Origin of the sequence: Vibrio sp. 1CM8B (assembly GCF_023161685.1) — a bacterium.
GTDB lineage: Bacteria > Pseudomonadota > Gammaproteobacteria > Enterobacterales > Vibrionaceae > Vibrio > Vibrio coralliirubri.
The window spans coordinates 42,028-61,010 of the sequence record NZ_JALNTU010000012.1 but is presented as its reverse complement, the minus strand read 5'-3'; the positions used below and the strand labels follow the sequence as shown (position 1 = coordinate 61,010).

Below are 18,983 nucleotides of genomic sequence, written 5' to 3'. Positions count from 1 at the left end.
ATGGCAACCTTTCGCCAGCTACATAAATTTGGTGGCAGCAGTTTAGCAAATCCTGAATGTTACCAACGCGTGGTCAACATTCTTAGAGAATACTCATCAGCATCTGATTTGGTGGTGGTATCGGCAGCAGGCAAAACAACCAACCGTTTAATTGAATTTGTTGAAGCGCTCGACAAAGATGGTCGTATTGCCCATGAATGCCTACAAGCACTTCGTCAGTTCCAACTCGATCTGATTGAAGCACTGCTTGAGGGTGAATCAGCCGCACAACTTACTGCAACCATTCAACAAGAATTTACCGCTTTGGGTGAGCTAACGGCTCCATTGAGCGAAGCACAAAAAGCAAAAGTGCTTGGACACGGTGAGGTTTGGTCTTCACGTCTACTCGCTGCTTTGTTGTGCCAGCATGACTTACAAGCGGTTGCTCAAGATGCGCGTGCCTTTTTACGTGCAGAAGTGGGCGCTCAACCTGAAGTTGACCGCGCACGTTCTTACCCTCTGATTAAAGAAGCTCTGGCGCAGCATGCACATTGCCGTGTGGTGATTACGGGCTTTATGGCTCAGAACTGCGAGGGTGAAACGGTACTGCTTGGTCGCAATGGTTCGGATTACTCAGCGACCGTGATTGGTGCTTTGGCTGAAGTTGAACGCGTGACGATTTGGAGTGATGTGGCGGGCGTTTACAGCGCTGACCCTCGTTTGGTTTCAGATGCGTGTCTACTGCCTCTACTTCGCCTTGATGAAGCCAGTGAACTCGCTCGTCTAGCGGCTCCAGTGCTTCACAGCCGAACGCTACAGCCTGTGGCTCAAAGTGCTATGGATCTCAGCTTACGCTGCAGCTACCAGCCGGAGGCGGGCTCTACACAGATAGAGCGTGTACTGGCATCGGGTCGTGGCGCCAAAATCATTACCTCTCTGGATGAAGTGCTTATCGTGCAACTGACCTTTGGTCACGGCCATGATTTTGACCGTCTAGAGAGTGAAGTCCTTGAAGGACTTAAACGCGCTCAACTTGAGCCGCTGGCTTATGAGCTTGAACCGGATCAACACTGCTTGCGTCTTGCCTACACGGAAGAGATTGCTGGTGGTGCATTAGAATATCTCCAAGACCATGCGATTGAAGCCGAGATTAAGCTAAAAGAAGGTTTCTCTCTGATTGCTGCAGTGGGTGCAGGTGTGACTAAGAACCCGAACCATTGCTACGGTTTCTACCAGCAGCTTAAGAGCTCGCCGGTTGAGTTCATCTCAGAAGCTAACTCAGGCTTAAGCTTGGTGGCTGTGATTCGTAAGAGTGAAACATCAAGCTTAGTGAAAGGTATTCACTCTCAACTGTTCCAAGCGCAGAAGCGTGTTGCGATAGCCTTGTGTGGTAAGGGCAACATTGGTTCAAGTTGGTTAAGTCTGTTTGCTGAACAAAAAGCGGAACTTGAAAAGCGTCGTGGAATGAACTTTGAATTGGTTGCGGTGGTTGATAGCCAAACCTATTGGTTCAATGACCAAGGTATTGATGCGACTTCGGTAGGTAAGAGCTTTGACGATGAAGCGATTGCCAACAATGGTAACGACTGGTTAGAGCGTTTGGGTTCTATTCAGGGGTACGATGAAGCTGTGGTACTCGATGTCACCGCAAGCCCTGTGCTTGCAGCAAAGTACCTGCAAATCGCACAACAAGGTATCCACCTAATCTCGGCGAACAAGGTGGCAGGTTCTGCATCGAGCGAGTATTACCATCAAGTACAAGATGCTTTCGCGAAGATCAGCCGTCATTGGTTGTACAACGCGACAGTGGGTGCAGGCTTGCCGATTAACCACACGGTACGAGACCTGCGTGAAAGCGGCGATGACATTATTGCGTTGTCAGGCATCTTCTCAGGCACGCTGTCTTGGTTGTTCCAGCAGTTTGATGGCACGGTACCATTCAGTGAGTTGGTTGACTTAGCATGGCAACAAGGCCTGACTGAACCGGACCCGCGTGCTGACCTTGATGGCTCAGACGTGATGCGTAAGTTGGTGATTCTGGCGCGTGAATCTGGTTTGGATATCGAACCTGAAAACGTAAAAGTGGAATCGCTCGTACCTGCAGAGCTGCAAGATCTATCTGTGGATGACTTCTTCGACAAAGCTTCTGTTCTAAGCGAAGAGTTAGCTGAGCGTTTAGAGAAAGCGCACTCTCAACAAAAGGTCTTACGTTACGTAGCGCGTTTGGAGAAGAACGGTAAGGCAACCGTAGGCGTTGAAGCACTGTCCAAAGAACATGCTCTGGCGAACTTGTTGCCTTGCGATAATATCTTTGCGATTGAGAGCAAATGGTACAAAGATAATCCATTGGTGATCCGTGGCCCAGGTGCAGGACGTGAAGTCACAGCTGGTGCAATTCAATCTGACCTAAACAGAATGTCTAGCCTGTTCTGATACTCAGATCGGTTGGTTTAGTGTCTAAATGGCATACTATTCACTAAGATAAATAAGGCTGAAAGCACGATGTGTTTTTCAGCCTTTTTTCTACATTATTTCTGCTTTGCGACCCATCTAACGACTTGAGTTTTACTCACGATCTACTTGAGAAAAATTCATAATGGATCTGTTGACATTAAATCGTATTCAATACATCCTACAGACATATAGACGTCTAAACGTCGTTTAAGGATTTGAGTTTTTAGTGGTTGCTTTTGGCACAGGGAGAGTAAGATGGGATACACACACGCTAGTCATATCGACGCTTTAAATCAGAATATCGCTGAGCTTTCTGACAACATCAATGTGTCATTTGAGTTTTTTCCACCAAGCAGTGAGAAGATGGAAGAGACCCTGTGGAACTCTGTTCACCGTCTTAAAACACTTCAACCAAAATTTGTATCGGTAACTTACGGTGCAAACTCGGGCGAACGTGACCGTACCCACTCAATCATTAAAGAAATTAAGAACCAAACTGGTCTAGTAGCAGCACCGCACCTAACGTGTATTGATGCGAGCCGCGAAGAGCTGATTCAAATTGCCGACGATTACTGGGCAAATGGTATCGAGAGTATTGTTGCGCTGCGTGGTGATATTCCAGCAGGCGGCGGCGCGCCAGAGATGTACGCATCTGATTTAGTTGAGCTACTTAAATCTCGCCACGATTTTGATATCTCAGTAGCGGCATTCCCTGAGGTTCACCCTGAAGCAAAAAGCGCTCAATCTGATCTTATTAACCTAAAGCGTAAAGTGGATGCGGGTGCTAACCGTGCAATCACTCAGTTCTTCTTCGATGTAGAAAGCTACCTACGTTTTCGTGACCGTTGTGTAGCGGCAGGTGTGGATGTAGAGATTGTACCGGGCATCTTACCGGTTTCTAACTTCAAGCAAGCGTCGCGCTTTGCTGCGATGAATAACGTAAAAGTACCAGGCTGGATGGCGAAGCAGTTCGAAGGCTTGGATGATGATCCAACCACTCGTCAGCTAGTAGGTGCTAGCCAAGCGATTGATATGGTTCGTACGCTGAGCCGTGAAGGTGTGAAAGATTTCCACTTCTACACGCTAAACCGTGCAGAAATGACTTACGCACTTTGCCATACGCTAGGTGTTCGTCCACAAGTCGCTGCGCTGTAAGCAAAGTCTAAGAAGTAAAGCCTAAGTGCTTGTAAAAAGCCTCTGGCAGTAACATTTCAAATCCTATAGATACAAAAAAGGCTTGGACTCATAGAGTTCAAGCCTTTTGCTTTTCTAGCTTCTAGCTTCTAGCTTCTAGCTTCTAGCTTAACTTAAGCTAGAGCGCCAAGTTCAAGCAGTACTTCTTCAGCCCATACAATCCATGCTTCACGGATAAGTAGGTTACGACGAAGTGTTAGACGCTCAAGGCGTGCTTGCTTGTCTAGCGTCGATGGCGTTGCGTAGTAAGCTGCTTCGATTTCTTTGTAGTGAGAAACCAGTTTGCGAGACTCTTCTACTAGCTCAGCAAGCTGTACACGGTAAGCGTCAGAAGGTTGTACAGCACAAGCCATTAGCTTAGCTGAGAACTCGTCACGAACGGTTGGGTGTGCAGTTGGTTGTTCAAACCATTCACCTAGCGCGCCACGGCCAGCATCAGTGATAGAGTAAACTTTACGATCAGGTTTGCCTTCTTGAGGCTCAAGCACGCAAGTTACCTGGTCGTTCTGAGCCATTTTATTTAGCTCGCGGTAAACTTGTTGATGGCTAGCTTTCCAGAAGTAACCAATGCTTGCGGAGAATTCTTTTGTGATATCGTAACCAGTAGCATCGCGTGTACTTAAAACGGTTAGAATTACGTGTGGTAATGACATGTCTGAAATCCAAATGGTAAACAGTAAACAAATACTTAAACAACAAGTGTGCTTCTAATGGCACGTTATATTGGTTATGTCTAAGTAGCACCAACTCATCGGTTGGTTATGTCACCTTACAAAGCCGTTTATCACCTAGGTTGACCAGTTTATGGGTCAAATTGCTGCAGATTATTTTTTTGGAGTGTTTCCGCAGCGGAGCAGTAGTATATCTAAATAATAAGCATAAAGTAGAATACATGGACAAAATAACCCAAAAAACTGACAAAATACTCACTAGCGGTTATTTTGCAAAATAAAAAGGTCGCACGCGGCGACCTTTTGTTCTTTTTATAGTAGGAATCACTAATTAACCAGTGTTTCGCATACCTGCTGCAATACCTGCAATCGTCACCATTAGCGCTTCTTCTAGCTCTGCTGGTGGTGTTTCACACTTACGAGTACGGTAAAGCAGTTCTGCTTGAAGCATGTTTAGTGGCTCAACGTAGATGTTACGTAGGCGAATTGACTCAAGTCCCCAAGGGTCGCTCTGCATCAAGTTCTCGTTATTTTCTACATTCAGTACCGCTTTGATGTCTTTTTGTAGCTGTTCACGCAGTAACTCACCCAGAGGTAATAGCTCTTCGTCAACAAGACGTTGATCGTAGTACTTCGCAATTTCCATGTTGCACTTCGAGTACACCATTTCCAACATACCCAGACGAGTTGAGAAGAATGGCCACTCACGACACATCTCTTCAAGTAGCGCTTGATGGCCTTGGTCTACTGAGTATTGAATTGCTTCACCAGCGCCTAACCATGCAGGAAGCACCAAGCGGTTTTGGCTCCAAGAGAAGATCCATGGAATTGCACGTAGGCTTTCTACGCCGCCATTCGGGTTACGTTTCGCAGGGCGAGAACCAAGAGGCAGTTTACCTAGCTCCAGTTCAGGCGTCGCTTGACGGAAGTAAGGTACAAACTTCTCTTCACCACGAACCACGTTACGGTAAGCCTCACAAGAGACCTGAGACAGCACTTCCATTAGGTCGCGCCACTCTTGTTTAGGCTCTGGTGGTGGCAGAAGGTTCGCTTCTAGAATCGCACTTGCGTATAGGTTGAAGCTGTTTACGGCAACATCTGGCAAGCCAAGCTTAAAGCGGATCATTTCGCCTTGCTCAGTTACACGTAAGCCGCCTTTCAAGCTCTTAGGTGGCTGAGAGAGAAGGGCTGCGTGCGCCGGAGCTCCACCACGACCAACCGTACCGCCACGACCGTGGAATAGAGTCAGTTCAATGCCTTCTTCGTCGCAAACCTTAACCAGCTTGTCCATCGCGTCGTATTGAGCCCAACCTGCAGACATTACGCCAGCATCTTTCGCTGAGTCAGAGTATCCAATCATCACCATTTGGTGGTTCTGGATAAAGCCACGGTACAAGTCGATGCTCATTAGCTGTTTCATTACCGCTTCTGAGTTGTTCAAGTCGTCTAGCGTTTCGAACAGTGGACATACGTCCATGCGGTAAGGGCAACCACACTCTTGCAGAAGCAAGTGAACAGCCAGTACATCCGATGCAGTACGAGCCATTGAGATTACGTAAGCACCGAAGGCTTCACGAGGTTGAGCAGCAATGACCTTACAGGTGTCTAAAACCTCTTTAACCTGTTCAGATGGCTCCCAATCACGAGGAAGCAGTGGGCGTTTTGAGCTTAATTCATTGGTTAAGAAAGCAATCTTGTCTTGCTCGCTCCACTGGTCGTAGTCGCCAATGCCTAGGTAGCGAGTCAGTTCAGACAGCACATCTGAGTGACGTGTACTTTCTTGACGAACATCGAGACGCACTAGGTGTACACCGAATGCTTTTAGGCGGCGCAAGGTATCAAGTAGAGAACCGTCTGCGATTACGCCCATGCCACATTCGTGCAGCGATTGGTAACACGCGTACAGCGGTGTCCAAAGTTGGTCGATGTTCTGTAGTGTTTCTTTCTTTGGTACTTCAGCATCATGCAGTTTTGCATCAAGCACTTCTAACGTGTTGTTCAGCAGAGTACGTAGGCTTTTTAGGATTGCACGGTAAGCTTCGTGCTCATCACCCGCTAGTTCACGAACGGCATCATTACACTTAGTCATCGACAGTTCGGTAATCAGCTCGTTTACGTCACCTAGGTAAAGGTCAGCGGCTTTCCAGCGAGATAGGCGCAGCACTTCTTTGGTGATGGTGTGCGTTACGAATGGGTTACCATCGCGGTCGCCGCCCATCCAAGATGAGAAGTGTACCGGGCGCGCATCAATTGGCAGGCCTTCACCAAGGTAGCCTTTTAGTCGGCCGTCCATTTCACGTAGGAAATCTGGTACAGCTTCCCACAGTGAGTTTTCAACAACCGCAAAGCCCCATTTTGCTTCATCAAGTGGCGTAGGGCGTTGCTGACGAATCACATCTGAGTGCCAACCTTGAGCGATAAGTTGCTCTAGGCGACGTTCTGTTTTCACGCGCTCTTTGTGTGATAGGTCGCTTAATTCTAATTTAGACAGACACTCGTTGATCTTAACTAGCTTGTTGATCATGGTGCGACGAGTGATTTCTGTTGGGTGTGCAGTCAGAACGAGTTCAATGTTCAGATCGCGAACGGCTTGAGCCGCATCTAGCTTGCTGATGTCATTCTGGTTTAATTTGGAAAATAGAGATTGCAGCACGTCTGGTTCGCAAACATGCTCCTCACAGTGGCGAGAGATGGTGTGGTATTGCTCTGCCATGTTGGTGAGGTTGAGAAATTGGTTAAATGCACGAGCAACAGGAGTGAGTTGTTCGTTCGGCAGGTTTTTGATTTCTTCAACTAGGCTGTCACGGTCAGCTTTGTTGCCTGCGCGGGCGGATTTGGAAAGTTTACGGATAGTCTCCACTTTCTCTAAGATAACGTCACCATGTGCATCTTGGATTGTGTTACCTAGCAAGCGTCCCAGCATGCTTACGTTACTCTTGAGAGCGGCGTATTTCTCGTTCATTGTCATCCTGCCTCGTAAAAAAATTACATCCATTGTTCCTTGTTAAGTACACAATCTAGCGAAAAGTGCTGTATCTAGTCAAATAAAGCATTCTAAGTTTGCAATTATTAGTTTTCGAAATGCGGGAGAAGTAAATTTTCCAATAGTTCGGAATTAAAGTGAAATTTAATTACAAGATCAGGCTGTGTCAGGGATGGCAGAATAAAAGCCACCTTTTCGGGTGGCTTTTATACGAAAATATTGGAAGAAAATTAATAACTAGAAACAATATTTACGGATCGATTTACTCAGAACATCAATCGTTGGATCGATAAAATCGAAGCTTAGGAACTCATCTGGTTGGTGAGCTTGGTCGATTGAGCCCGGACCCAGAACTAAGGTTGGGCAAAGTTCTTGAAGGAAAGGTGCCTCAGTACAGTAGTTCACGGTTTGTGATTCAATCTCACAAACGGATTCCATGCCACCGATAAATGGATGGTCGTGTTGGCACTCGTAACCAGGGATAGGTTCGTGCAGTGGCGTAATCTCGATTCTGCCCGGCCATTTTGCTTCCACTTCCTTAAGTGCGCTGCGCAGCATGTTATCCAAGCCATCTAGGCTAATACCTGGCAAAGGACGCACATCATAGTGCAGCTCACAGCAACCACAGATACGGTTGGCACTGTCGCCACCGTGAATATGGCCAAGGTTTAGCGTTGGGCTTGGAATTGCGAAACCCGGGTGGTGATACTCTTTGACTAGCTTGTCACGCAGTTGCATTAAAGCGAACAACACTTCATGCATGATCTCGATGGCGTTGACACCTAATGCAGGATCAGAAGAGTGACCTGATTTACCCGTTACTCGCACAGCGTTAGCAACATGGCCTTTATGACCACGAATCGGCACAAGGCTGGTTGGCTCACCAATGATGCAGTAATCCGGTTTAAACGGTGCATTTTCAGTGAAATGACGCGCCCCTAACATGGTGGTCTCTTCGTCACAGGTTGCCAATACGTATAGCGGCTTGGTCTGTTTGCTCCAATCCATCTTCTTTGTCGCTTCATAAACGAAAGCGAAAAAGCCTTTCATATCGGCCGTGCCTAACCCATAGAAGCGATTGTTGTGTTCTGTTAGTGCGTGAGGGTCGAAGTTCCAACGTCCTTCATCGAATGGCACTGTGTCGCTGTGTCCTGCGAGTAGCAAGCCACCTTCGCCCGATCCCATCTTAGCGACCATATTATGCTTGCCGGGCTCGACTTCCACGACTTCAACGCTAAAGCCTACGTCTTTAAACCATTGAGCCATTTTTTCGATCACTTTCTCGTTGCCATGATCCCAGCTTGGATCGGTCGAGCTAATAGAGTCTGTGGAAATTAGGCCTTTGTAGACCTCAAGAAAACTCGGTAATTGCATAATAACTTCACTTCTACTATTGACAGGAAAACCATAAGTCGGTAAAACACATATTAAATCATATTTAATGCATAAGAAATCAAATAAAGCTAAAAATTAAGTATGAATAGTCAAATTTGAAATGTAACTTACCTCAGAAATGGATGTGTTGAGATGTTGAAAACCACGATCATTGGCGCAAGCGGCTACACAGGAGCAGAACTGGCTCTAATGATAAATAGACACCCTGAGCTCACGCTATCAGGTTTATATGTCTCAGCCAATAGTGTAGACGCAGGTAAACCTATTGCAGCACTGCACGGTAAGTTAGCTGGCTTGATTGATATGCCAGTACAACCTTTAACAAATCCGGAAGAAGTAGCTAAACAGTCTGATGTGATTTTTTTAGCAACGGCACACGAGGTTAGTCACGACCTAGCGCCAATTTTTCTAGAGAACGATTGCCAAGTCTTCGACCTATCGGGTGCATTCAGAGTTAAAGGCGAAAACTTCTATCAAGAGTTTTACGGTTTTGAACATCAACACGAACAATGGCTAGACAAAGCGGCTTACGGTTTAGCGGAATGGAACGAACAAGAAATTAAAGAAGCTCAGCTTGTCGCTGTCGCGGGTTGTTACCCAACGGCATCACAACTGGCGATTAAACCTTTGGTTGAAGCCAAGTTACTGGATGAAAACCAATGGCCAGTGATTAACGCGACTAGCGGTGTGACTGGTGCAGGCCGCAAGGCGACGATGGTTAACAGTTTCTGCGAAGTAAGCCTGCAAGCTTATGGCGTATTCAATCACCGTCATCAACCTGAAATGGCTGCACATTTAGGATGTGATGTGATTTTCACTCCGCACCTCGGCAACTTTAAGCGCGGTATTTTAGCGACCATCACCATGAAATTGGCTGAAGGCGTGACAGAACAGCAGATACAAGATGCCTTCGAGCAAGCTTACCAAGGTAAACCTGCAGTGAGACTACTCGAAGAGACATTGCCAAGAATTCAAGATGTAGAACAGACGCCTTTCTGCGATTTAGGTTGGAAGGTTCAAGGTCAGCACATCATCGTTGTTTCAGCGATTGATAACTTATTAAAGGGTGCATCTAGCCAAGCGATGCAGTGTTTGAATTTACGTTATGGTTTTGCGCCATTAACTGCGTTAGTGTAAGGAAATCTAGATATGAGCCTTAATAATCAACCATTAATCATAAAGTTAGGTGGCGCTGCGCTATCTTGTGGTGAAACACTTAGCAAGTTATTTGGTGCTATCTCTGCTTACCAACAACAGGCACAACGACCAATCGTGATTGTTCACGGCGGCGGTTACCTTGTTGATGATTTGATGAATAAGTTGAACCTCGAAACCGTCAAGAAAGAAGGGCTACGTGTTACTCCTTATGATCAGATCCCTGTGATCGCTGGTGCACTAGCGGGCACGGCCAACAAACTACTTCAAGGTCAGGCAATTAAAGACGGAATCAATGCCGTTGGTTTGAGCCTAGCAGACGGTGGTTTGTGCCAAGTGAGTGAACTGAACCCTGAACTGGGCGCGGTAGGAAAAGCGGAGCCGGGCGACTCAACTGTTCTGCAAGCGATTCTTAATGCGGGCGCACTGCCAATCATCAGCTCAATTGGTCTGACTGAGCAAGGCCAACTGATGAACGTCAATGCCGACCAAGCTGCGGTTGCCGTTGCAGGCGCGCTTGATGCTGAACTGGTACTGCTTTCTGATGTAAGTGGTGTGTTGGATGGTAAAGGTCACCTGATTCCAAGCCTTAATCAACAGCAAGCTGATGACCTTATTACAGGCAAAGTTATTACCGACGGCATGATCGTTAAGGTTCAAGCTGCACTAGAAGCCGCTAACGACCTTGGACGACCAATCGAAGTTGCCACTTGGCGATACCCAGAAAAGCTAACACAACTGTTTTCAGGTAAAAGCATAGGAACACAGTTTTTACCTCAGTAGGTCTCACAACGAGTCACTACTTAAAGAATTTAGACAAATTAAATAAACATATAATTATGAAGTCATTTCCAACGCTGACCGCCATGTGCAGTATGGAAACTAGGAGAAAGAAAATGAGCAAAGTTAACGTAAAGAAAGTTGTAGTAGCCTACTCTGGCGGTCTAGACACATCAGTAATCATTCCATGGTTGAAAGAGAACTATGACTGTGAAGTGGTTGCGTTTGTTGCGGATGTTGGTCAAGGCGACGAAGAGTTGATTGGTATCGAAGAGAAAGCAAAAGCTTCTGGTGCATCTGAGTGTTACATCGCAGACCTTAAAGAAGAGATGGTTGCTGACTACATCTACCCAACGCTGAAAACGGGCGCTTACTATGAAGGCAAATATCTACTAGGTACTTCAATGGCGCGTCCAATCATTGCGAAAGCACAGGTTGAAGTCGCACGTAAAGTAGGTGCAGACGCACTGTGTCATGGCTGTACAGGTAAAGGTAACGACCAAGTTCGTTTTGAAGGTGCATTTGCTGCACTAGCACCAGACCTACACGTAATTGCACCATGGCGTGAATGGGATCTAGTGAGTCGTGAAGAGTGCCTAGATTACCTAGCAGAGCGCAACATCCCTTGTACGGCTTCTCTTACTAAGATTTACTCGCGTGATGCAAACGCATGGCACATCTCAACAGAGGGCGGCGTTCTAGAAAACACATGGAATGCACCTAACGAAGATTGCTGGGCTTGGACTGTAGACCCTGAGCAAGCGCCAAACGAATCTGAAACAGTGACACTTAAAGTTGAAAAAGGCGAAGTGGTTGCGGTTGATGGCGAAACAATGACGCCATACAACGCACTGGTTTACCTAAACGAGAAGGGTGCTAAGCACGGTGTTGGTCGTATCGATATCGTAGAAAACCGTCTTGTTGGCATGAAGTCTCGTGGTTGTTACGAAACTCCGGGTGGCACAATCATGATGGAAGCACTGCGTGCAGTAGAGCAACTGGTTCTTGATAAAGCGGCATTCGAATTCCGTGAAGAGCTAGGTGTTAAGGCTTCTCACCTTGTATACGATGGTCGTTGGTTCACTCCATTATGTAAGTCAATCCTTGCCGCGACAGAAGAGCTAGCACAAGACGTGAATGGTGAAGTGGTTATCAAGCTTTACAAAGGCCATGCAACGGTGACTCAGAAGCGTTCTGACAACAGCTTGTACTCAGAAGAGTTTGCAACCTTTGGTGAAGATGAAGTTTACGACCAAAGCCACGCTGAAGGCTTCATCCGTCTTTACTCGCTATCAAGCCGTATCCGTGCTCTGAATAGCCAAAAGTAATCCTAACAATGAGTTAGTGAGCTAGCTTTTAGCGAAAGGTTGAAGGTCAGTAAACAGACATTATTATGCAAAGCCCATTCACTATTGATTAGTGAGTGGGCTTTTTACTTTCTATTTGCCTAATAAATCAGCTTCGGTTTTTCCTCTTGGATGGCATATAATTCGCGCTCCACGCTAAAAATAATCAATGGATTGAACTTCTGGTGAATAAATATGTGAAAATAATGAATTAATACTTTATTTTCATTTTGAATTGCCGTAAGTTTAAACCATCAGAAAAATACTGAATCTTAATCAGAATTATCATTTGCAAAAACAGTGAGCACTGTGCAATTAGGAGATACACAATGGCATTATGGGGCGGTAGATTTACCCAAGCAGCAGACACCCGGTTCAAAGATTTTAACGATTCTCTTCGTTTTGATTACCGATTGGCTGAGCAAGACATTGTGGGCTCAATTGCCTGGTCTAAAGCTCTATTGTCGGTCAACGTATTAACAGAAGAAGAGCAACAGAAGCTTGAGTTAGCGCTGAATGAGCTAAAACTTGAGGTGATGGAAGATCCTGAACAGATTCTACGTTCTGATGCAGAAGATATTCATAGCTGGGTTGAGCAGCAACTTATCGGCAAAGTCGGTGACTTGGGCAAAAAACTTCACACTGGCCGTTCTCGTAACGACCAAGTGGCGACCGACCTGAAACTATGGTGTCGTCAGCAAGGTAACCAACTGCTACTGGCATTGGATCGCCTACAAAGCCAAATGGTGAACGTTGCTTCTCAGCATCAAGAAACCGTGCTGCCTGGCTACACTCACTTACAACGTGCTCAGCCGGTAACTTTTGCTCACTGGTGCTTGGCTTACGTTGAAATGCTTGAGCGTGACTATTCACGTTTGAATGATGCGATTAAGCGTCTAGATACATGTCCGCTGGGTTCTGGTGCCCTTGCAGGAACAGCTTACCCGATGGACCGTGAAGAGTTAGCTCACAACTTAGGTTTCCGTCGTGCAACGCGCAACTCTCTAGATTCAGTTTCTGACCGTGACCATGTGATGGAGCTAATGTCGATTGCTTCTATCTCTATGCTTCACCTTTCGCGTCTTGCAGAAGATATGATTTTCTACAACTCAGGTGAATCAAACTTCATCGAGTTAGCGGATACCGTGACGTCAGGTTCATCTCTGATGCCACAAAAGAAAAACCCAGATGCGCTAGAGCTTATCCGTGGCAAAACTGGCCGTGTATACGGTTCATTAGCTGCAATGATGATGACAGTAAAAGCTCTGCCTTTGGCGTACAACAAAGACATGCAAGAAGATAAAGAAGGTCTATTCGACGCTTTAGACACTTGGAATGATTGTATGGAAATGGCAGCGCTCTGTTTTGACGGCATTAAAGTGAACGGCGAACGTACACTTGAAGCAGCGAAGCAAGGTTATGCAAACTCTACTGAGCTGGCTGATTACCTAGTAGCGAAAGGCATTCCTTTCCGTGAAGCTCACCATATTGTTGGTGTAACAGTTGTTGCGGCGATTGCTAAAGGCTGTGCATTAGAAGAATTAACCATCGCAGAGATGAAAGAGTTCTCTGAGGTGATTGAAGAGGATGTGTATGACATCCTGACCATTGAGTCGTGTCTTGAAAAACGTAGCGCGCTAGGCGGCGTATCTCCACAGCAAGTGGCTTACGCGGTTGACCAAGCTGAGAAGCGTTTATCACAGCGTGACACTTCCATCGTCAAGGTTCGTCCTGCTCGTCTGACCGATATTGAAGCGTTAGAAGGCATGGTCGCTTACTGGGCGAATATGGGTGAAAACCTGCCTCGTTCTCGTAATGAACTGGTGCGTGATATTGGCTCGTTTGCGGTCGCAGAGCATCATGGTGAGGTAACAGGCTGTGCATCACTCTATGTGTATGACTCTGGCTTAGCGGAGATTCGCTCGCTCGGTGTTGAGGCTGGCTGGCAAGGTCAAGGGCAGGGTACCGCAATTGTGCAGCATTTGGTTGAGAAAGCGCGACAAATGGCCATCAAGAAGGTGTTTGTGCTGACTCGTACACCAGAGTTCTTCATGAAACATGATTTCTTACCAACATCGAAATCTCTGCTGCCTGAGAAGGTTCTGAAAGATTGTGACCAGTGTCCTCGTCAACATGCATGTGATGAAGTGGCTTTGGAAGTGAACTTGGTAGAGCAGCTCATTGCTAAGGTTAATGTTGCATAAGGCATTGATTTTATAGCTCCTAAAAAAAAGATCAAAAATATGATCTTTTTTGGGAACAAACTAAGAAAAGCCCGGTCTATTAAAGTACCACTGCTTTTTCTTAGAGTTTTCTAAGAAAGCCCTAGAATCGATTGGTTCTGGGGCTTTTTTCTATCTGCTGTTTGGGAAATGACAATAGCTCGAAAATCATGATGAATTATCGGATTATTTAGCCCTGTCTCTAATCACTACTCTTTATCCAATAAAGGCTTCCAGCTAACGTTTTTTTCCCTTTAACGGTAGCACCACAAACTTCATGACCCAATGCAACGACAGCAAGCCAGTGAACGCGAAAGCGGCCATCATCAAAGCGATGGCATTGATGGTTTTAGGGTCTTCTCTGAAAAATAGCCACCATACTCCCCAACTCAAAATCGACAACACCATCAGCTTATTCATGCAACGCTGGCAGCGACCGAGTTTGTTACGGATTTTTTCACTTTTATTGCAATGAATGCATGTCATCTTGGGTTTGATTCGCGTTATGCTTGTTGCCCTGATAATAACACGTCACAAGATATTGGATCACGGTGACACAGAGAGAGAAAGTCGATGATTGAGCGCCAAGAAACCAAACAACGCATGAGCCGTATTGTGAAACACAACGGCACTATCTACCTATGTGGCCAAGTGTGTGCTGATGCAACCAAAGACATCACTGAGCAAACACAGACGATGCTGGATAAAGTAGAAGCCCTACTTGAGCAAGCTGGCAGCGACAAAGAGCACATGCTGTCAGCAACGATTTACTTGAAAGACATGAAAGACTTCCAAGAAATGAACGCAGTTTGGGATGCATGGGTTCCTGAAGGTCACGCTCCAGCTCGCGCATGTGTGACTGGCGACATGGCTCGTGAAGCGCTACTTGTTGAGATCTCTGTGATTGCTGCTGAGAAGTAATAGCTAAATCTTTAGCTACCGGTAATTGCTTCAAGAGATTCCAGATACCTCGTCCCTCGGTTCTGGAATGACGAGTTAAAGCTTGGATTAGTTTATGCGTTGTTCTTATTGGGCTTCGGATTTGCTCAGTATTCAAAGTAGCGTCATTCCCGAAAGCGACGAAGGAGCGTAATCGGGAATCTATAGTTTGCTCGTTGCCAAAAACAAAAAGGAAAGCCAATGGCTTTCCTTTTTAGTATCTAGCGTTTGTTAACTGACTAACGATAGCCTGAGATTAACAGCCCGGACCACAATCCAGACAGTGTTTCACCATCTCTGGACCTAGGTGCAGTTTCGCATTGAGGTCACGTAGCGCTGTTCGCACACCTTCTTCGATTACTGGGTGGTAGAACGGCATGTCTAGCATTTCAGAAACCGTCATCTTGTTCTGGTGTGCCCATGCTAACAAGTGAGCCAAGTGCTCTGCGTTTGGTCCCATCATTTCAGCACCAAGGAAGCGGCCTGTACCTTGCTCGCCGTAAACGTGCAGAATACCTTTGTTGCGTAGCATCACTCGTGAACGACCTTGGTTTTCGAAAGACACTTCACCCGTTGCGAAACAGCCACATGTGCCTAAGCGTGTGGTGATCTCTTTGTAGGTTTCACCAACCATCGCGATTTGCGGGTCAGAGAATACTGCCGAGATTTTAGAGCGGCGTAGGCCTGCTCGAATCTCTGGGAAGCGACCTGCATTGTCACCCGCAATACGCGCTTGGTCTGCTGCTTCATGCAGTAGAGGCAGTTGGTTACTCGCATCACCAGCGATAAATACTGATGGTAGCGATGTTTGTAGCGTGTAGTGGTCTGCGATTGGCACACCACGTTCATCAAGTTCTAGAGAGGTATTCTCTAAGCCAAGCTTGTCTGTGTTAGGGCGACGGCCTGTTGCTGCCAGTACGTATTCAACGATGTTAGTTTCTAGCTCACCTTGTTTATTGATGAACTGGATTTCGACGCGAGCCTCACCCGATTCAGTGGTAATGCGCTTCATGCTTTCGATTTTCACGTCGGCATCTAGATAGAACTCTTCATTGAAGGCTTTATCTGCGTAAGCCATGATCTCTGGGTCGGTAACTGGGCCCACTTGACCACCTAAACCGAACAGTTTGGTTTTCACACCTAAGCGGTGCAGTGACTGACCAAGCTCAAGACCAATAACACCAGGGCCAAATACGGCAACCGATTCTGGTAAATCATCCCAGCTGAACACGTCGTCGTTAATGATCAGACGATCACCAAGCTCATTCCAAACGGCAGGGTATGCAGGGCGCGAACCGGTCGCGATAACAATACGTTTAGCGGTGACAACCGTGTGGTCATCAATTTGTAGTGTGTTGTCGTCTAAAAATTTTGCGTAGCCAGAGATCTTGTCTTGCTCTGGAATTTCATCAACACCTTCTAAAACAAAACCAACAAAACGGTCACGTTCAAACTTCACTCGGTCCATCACTTCACGGCCGTTAATCACGATATCACCTTGTGGGTGAACGCCAAAAGCCGGAGCTTTCTCGATTTGGTGTACGCTTTCCGCAGCTGCAATAAGCAGTTTAGATGGCATACAACCAACACGAGCACAGGTTGTACCGTAAGGGCCGCCTTCAATCATCACGACACTGTCAGTGTGTGCTTTTGCAGCGCGGTAAGAACCTAAACCTGCCGTACCGCCCCCGATAACTGCTACATCTACATTGACTTGTTTCATAATAATTTTCTCGCAATGGCTAAATTTGGTTTGAACGAACCCCTCCAACTCTGATGATTTTTTGAGAGTCAGGATAGCGGGTCAGTTTTGTGATTCTGTTTTATTAGGTTTAGCTTGTGACTCTGCTTTTATTGCTAACTATAGGTTAGTAAAAGACAGGCGAGTCACCAGCTATATTCTTTTTTCCAAAACTCAGATAAGAGCATTTGGAATAGCTAACCCACAAGAGGGTGGGTTAGCGGATACTTCTGAGCCTATATCGGCGATGAAGCGATTAGCCTAGGAAAGTTTCTAGTTCTTCACTACCACCGATATGTTTGCCACCGATGAATACTTGAGGAACGGTAGTGCGACCAGAGATTGCACGTAGGCTTACTGTTGTTGCATCTTTACCTAGAACCACTTCTTCGTAGTTTAAACCTTTGTCGATTAGGTTCTGTTTCGCTTTCATACAGAAAGGACAGCCTGGCTTAGTGAATACTGTGATTGACTCTTGCTCTTTGTGCTCAGGAGCAAGGTAGTTAAGCATAGTATCAGCATCAGAAACCTTGAACGGGTCGCCTGGTACGTCTTCTTCGATGAACATTTTTTCTACCACGCCGTTTTTAACCAGCATGCTGTAGCGCCATGAACGTTTGCCGAAGCCGATGTCGTTTTTCTCAACTAGCATGCCCATGCCGTCTGTGAAATCACCGTTACCATCTGGGATGAATGTGATGTTTTCCGCTTCTTGGTCTGCTTTCCAAGCGTTCATTACGAATGTGTCGTTTACTGAAACACACAGAATGTCATCAACACCGTTTTCTTTGAATACAGAGTGTAGCTCGTTGTAACGAGGAAGGTGGCTTGAAGAACATGTTGGCGTAAACGCACCTGGTAGGCTGAATACGATAACTGTCTTGTCTTTGAATAGCTCTTCAGTCGTTACGTTAACCCATGCATCACCTTGGCGAGTTGGGAATGTTACTTGAGGGATTGATTGACCTTCTTTAGATGCAAACATATTGATTTCCTTAAATAGTATTTTTAATTTTGTTCTATCAGAGCTTAACGTTTTTCTTTGCTCTGTTTCGTTTCGTTGAGCCCATTATTAGATAAATCCTTTGATAGCTCTAATCGTTTGATGTTATGGTTTTGATAGGTAAATTCTATCAAGAGCATTTTTCTTTTAAATGTTTCTTTTAGAACCCTTGTTCTTATTAAAACCTGAGGTAAGAGACTGATCATGAACATTCGTGACTTTGAATACTTGGTGGCGCTCGCAGAGCATAAACACTTCCGAAAAGCGGCAGAAGCGTGCTTTGTCAGTCAGCCGACACTAAGCGGTCAAATACGCAAACTTGAAGATGAAATTGGACTTCAGTTAACCGAGCGTAGTCCAAGGAAGGTAATATTTACAGAATCAGGGTTACAACTTGTTGAACAAGCCAAGCGTATTCTCAATGAAGTGAAAACTTTTAAAGATATGGCGAGTGGACACGGTGAAGCGATGACGGGGCCAATGCACATTGGTTTTATTCCAACCGTGGGTCCTTACATCTTGCCTAAGATTGTTCCTCATCTTAAAGAGAGCTTCCCCGATCTTGAGCTTTATCTGCATGAAGCTCAGACTCATCAATTAGTGAGCCAACTTGAAGATGGCAAGCTGGATTGCTTGGTACTGGCTGCGGTTGATGAAACGGCGGTGTTTAAAGAGATTGATGTGTATGACGAGCCGTTAAGTGTTGCTGTTCCATGTGACCACGAGTGGGCTCAGCAAGACACTGTCGATATGCTGCAGCTAAATGGACAAACTGTACTGGCGCTAGGTGACGGTCACTGTTTAAGAGACCAAGCCTTGGGTTTCTGTTTTGCTGCGGGTGCGAAAGATGATGAGCGCTTTAAGGCAACAAGCTTAGAAACGCTGCGTAACATGGTCGCGGCAGGGGCGGGTATTACCTTGCTACCTCAGCTATCGGTGCCAAAGGAAAAGCAGAAAGATGGTGTGTGTTACGTGCCAGCGGTGAATCCAACACCTTCACGTAGAATTGTCGTGGCTTACCGTCCGGGCTCTCCATTGAAGGGACGTTTCGAGCAACTGGCTGAGACGATTCGAACTCAACTGGAGAAGACGGCTTAGCGCTTGAGTTTAGAGCCTAGTCT

15 protein-coding genes are annotated in these 18,983 nt (G+C 46.1%); 8 read left to right on the top strand and 7 right to left on the bottom strand.

The window, feature by feature from the left end; all coding sequences use genetic code 11:
• Both MSG36_RS19080 and metF read left to right on the top strand, forming a co-directional pair.
• Complete coding sequence (locus tag MSG36_RS19080; RefSeq protein WP_248369314.1) at nucleotides 1-2,412, top strand: bifunctional aspartate kinase/homoserine dehydrogenase II; 2,412 nt, start codon at nucleotides 1-3, stop codon at nucleotides 2,410-2,412.
• 276 nt (nucleotides 2,413-2,688) lie between these two features.
• Nucleotides 2,689-3,588 (top strand): methylenetetrahydrofolate reductase, encoded by a 900-nt coding sequence (metF, locus tag MSG36_RS19075; RefSeq protein WP_004729683.1) that lies wholly within the window; start codon nucleotides 2,689-2,691, stop codon nucleotides 3,586-3,588.
• Between the two features lie 152 nt (nucleotides 3,589-3,740).
• On the opposite strand, the gene MSG36_RS19070 is transcribed toward metF, so the two are convergent.
• The 3 genes from MSG36_RS19070 to argE all read right to left on the bottom strand — a co-directional run bounded on the left by MSG36_RS19070 (nucleotide 3,741) and on the right by argE (nucleotide 8,655).
• Nucleotides 3,741-4,280 carry a PadR family transcriptional regulator gene (locus MSG36_RS19070; protein WP_010435321.1) on the bottom strand — a complete coding sequence of 180 codons (540 nt, stop codon included), beginning with the start codon at nucleotides 4,278-4,280 and terminating at the stop codon, nucleotides 3,741-3,743.
• Between the two features lie 349 nt (nucleotides 4,281-4,629).
• Nucleotides 4,630-7,266, bottom strand: coding sequence for a phosphoenolpyruvate carboxylase (gene ppc, locus MSG36_RS19065; RefSeq protein ID WP_017063683.1), 2,637 nt, complete (start codon nucleotides 7,264-7,266; stop codon nucleotides 4,630-4,632).
• 252 nt (nucleotides 7,267-7,518) lie between these two features.
• A complete protein-coding gene (argE, locus tag MSG36_RS19060) occupies nucleotides 7,519-8,655 on the bottom strand; it encodes an acetylornithine deacetylase (protein ID WP_108152432.1) in 1,137 nt (378 codons plus the stop codon).
• A 153-nt stretch (nucleotides 8,656-8,808) separates the two neighbouring features.
• Between argE and argC the strand changes: the two genes are divergently transcribed.
• From argC to argH, 4 genes are all read left to right on the top strand, one after another.
• A complete protein-coding gene (argC, locus tag MSG36_RS19055; RefSeq protein ID WP_017063685.1) occupies nucleotides 8,809-9,813 on the top strand; it encodes an N-acetyl-gamma-glutamyl-phosphate reductase in 1,005 nt (334 codons plus the stop codon).
• Nucleotides 9,814-9,825: 12 nt separating this feature from the next.
• On the top strand, nucleotides 9,826-10,614 hold the full coding sequence (gene argB, locus MSG36_RS19050; protein WP_248369312.1) for an acetylglutamate kinase: 789 nt from the start codon (nucleotides 9,826-9,828) through the stop codon (nucleotides 10,612-10,614).
• A 113-nt stretch (nucleotides 10,615-10,727) separates the two neighbouring features.
• Entirely contained in the window at nucleotides 10,728-11,939 is a 1,212-nt protein-coding gene (locus MSG36_RS19045; RefSeq protein ID WP_017061137.1) for an argininosuccinate synthase, read from the top strand.
• A gap of 347 nt (nucleotides 11,940-12,286) precedes the next feature.
• Nucleotides 12,287-14,161 (top strand): argininosuccinate lyase, encoded by a 1,875-nt coding sequence (argH, locus tag MSG36_RS19040; protein WP_248369310.1) that lies wholly within the window; start codon nucleotides 12,287-12,289, stop codon nucleotides 14,159-14,161.
• Between the two features lie 255 nt (nucleotides 14,162-14,416).
• Here argH and MSG36_RS19035 read toward each other — a convergent pair whose 3' ends face one another.
• Nucleotides 14,417-14,665 (bottom strand): DUF3624 domain-containing protein, encoded by a 249-nt coding sequence (locus MSG36_RS19035; protein ID WP_248369308.1) that lies wholly within the window; start codon nucleotides 14,663-14,665, stop codon nucleotides 14,417-14,419.
• 87 nt (nucleotides 14,666-14,752) lie between these two features.
• On the opposite strand from MSG36_RS19035, the gene MSG36_RS19030 reads away from it, so the two are divergent.
• Nucleotides 14,753-15,100 carry a RidA family protein gene (locus MSG36_RS19030; protein WP_004729674.1) on the top strand — a complete coding sequence of 116 codons (348 nt, stop codon included), beginning with the start codon at nucleotides 14,753-14,755 and terminating at the stop codon, nucleotides 15,098-15,100.
• 274 nt (nucleotides 15,101-15,374) lie between these two features.
• On the opposite strand, the gene MSG36_RS19025 is transcribed toward MSG36_RS19030, so the two are convergent.
• The 3 genes from MSG36_RS19025 to MSG36_RS19015 all read right to left on the bottom strand — a co-directional run bounded on the left by MSG36_RS19025 (nucleotide 15,375) and on the right by MSG36_RS19015 (nucleotide 18,068).
• A complete protein-coding gene (locus MSG36_RS19025) occupies nucleotides 15,375-16,841 on the bottom strand; it encodes a dihydrolipoyl dehydrogenase (RefSeq protein ID WP_048612368.1) in 1,467 nt (488 codons plus the stop codon).
• Between the two features lie 274 nt (nucleotides 16,842-17,115).
• Entirely contained in the window at nucleotides 17,116-17,844 is a 729-nt protein-coding gene (locus MSG36_RS19020) for a glutathione peroxidase (protein WP_017061133.1), read from the bottom strand.
• Between the two features lie 44 nt (nucleotides 17,845-17,888).
• Nucleotides 17,889-18,068, bottom strand: coding sequence for a hypothetical protein (locus MSG36_RS19015; protein ID WP_050619826.1), 180 nt, complete (start codon nucleotides 18,066-18,068; stop codon nucleotides 17,889-17,891).
• Between MSG36_RS19015 and oxyR the strand changes: the two genes are divergently transcribed.
• Nucleotides 18,067-18,960, top strand: a complete 894-nt coding sequence (oxyR, locus tag MSG36_RS19010) for a DNA-binding transcriptional regulator OxyR (RefSeq protein ID WP_017061132.1) — start codon at nucleotides 18,067-18,069, stop codon at nucleotides 18,958-18,960. The genes MSG36_RS19015 and oxyR overlap by 2 nt on opposite strands.
• The last annotated feature ends 23 nt before the right edge of the window (nucleotides 18,961-18,983 follow it).

Excerpts from the sequence above, each read along its gene's own strand:
- MSG36_RS19020 (WP_017061133.1), bottom strand. The coding sequence starts at position 17,844 with ATGTTTGCATCTAAAGAAGGTCAATCAATCCCTCAAGTAACATTCCCA.
- MSG36_RS19025 (WP_048612368.1), bottom strand. The coding sequence starts at position 16,841 with ATGAAACAAGTCAATGTAGATGTAGCAGTTATCGGGGGCGGTACGGCA.
- MSG36_RS19035 (WP_248369308.1), bottom strand. The coding sequence starts at position 14,665 with ATGACATGCATTCATTGCAATAAAAGTGAAAAAATCCGTAACAAACTC.
- metF (WP_004729683.1), top strand. The coding sequence starts at position 2,689 with ATGGGATACACACACGCTAGTCATATCGACGCTTTAAATCAGAATATC.
- MSG36_RS19080 (WP_248369314.1), top strand. The coding sequence starts at position 1 with ATGGCAACCTTTCGCCAGCTACATAAATTTGGTGGCAGCAGTTTAGCA.
- argC (WP_017063685.1), top strand. The coding sequence starts at position 8,809 with ATGTTGAAAACCACGATCATTGGCGCAAGCGGCTACACAGGAGCAGAA.
- oxyR (WP_017061132.1), top strand. The coding sequence starts at position 18,067 with ATGAACATTCGTGACTTTGAATACTTGGTGGCGCTCGCAGAGCATAAA.
- argB (WP_248369312.1), top strand. The coding sequence starts at position 9,826 with ATGAGCCTTAATAATCAACCATTAATCATAAAGTTAGGTGGCGCTGCG.
- ppc (WP_017063683.1), bottom strand. The coding sequence starts at position 7,266 with ATGACAATGAACGAGAAATACGCCGCTCTCAAGAGTAACGTAAGCATG.
- argH (WP_248369310.1), top strand. The coding sequence starts at position 12,287 with ATGGCATTATGGGGCGGTAGATTTACCCAAGCAGCAGACACCCGGTTC.
- MSG36_RS19015 (WP_050619826.1), bottom strand. The coding sequence starts at position 18,068 with ATGATCAGTCTCTTACCTCAGGTTTTAATAAGAACAAGGGTTCTAAAA.
- argE (WP_108152432.1), bottom strand. The coding sequence starts at position 8,655 with ATGCAATTACCGAGTTTTCTTGAGGTCTACAAAGGCCTAATTTCCACA.
- MSG36_RS19030 (WP_004729674.1), top strand. The coding sequence starts at position 14,753 with ATGATTGAGCGCCAAGAAACCAAACAACGCATGAGCCGTATTGTGAAA.
- MSG36_RS19070 (WP_010435321.1), bottom strand. The coding sequence starts at position 4,280 with ATGTCATTACCACACGTAATTCTAACCGTTTTAAGTACACGCGATGCT.
- MSG36_RS19045 (WP_017061137.1), top strand. The coding sequence starts at position 10,728 with ATGAGCAAAGTTAACGTAAAGAAAGTTGTAGTAGCCTACTCTGGCGGT.